The following is a 240-nucleotide window of genomic DNA, read 5'->3' as shown; positions in this document are numbered from 1 at the left end:
CCGTTCGCTCGCCGCTACTGGGGGAATCTCGGTTGATTTCTTTTCCTCAGGGTACTTAGATGTTTCAGTTCCCCTGGTTCGCTTCGTTAAGCTATGTATTCACTTAACGATGATGCAACGAATTGCACCGGGTTTCCCCATTCGGAAATCGTCGGTTATAACGGTTCATATCACCTTACCGACGCTTATCGCAGATTAGCACGTCCTTCATCGCCTCTGACTGCCTAGGCATCCACCGTG

At 50.0% G+C, this 240-nt stretch carries 1 rRNA gene; it reads right to left on the bottom strand.

The window, feature by feature from the left end:
• Positions 1–240: ribosomal RNA gene (locus WFO70_RS22360) — 23S ribosomal RNA — on the bottom strand; the annotation flags it as partial.

Source organism: Leclercia sp. AS011, assembly GCF_037152535.1.
In the GTDB taxonomy this organism is placed as follows: Bacteria; Pseudomonadota; Gammaproteobacteria; order Enterobacterales; family Enterobacteriaceae; genus Enterobacter.
This window is presented reverse-complemented; position numbering and strand designations above follow the sequence as displayed.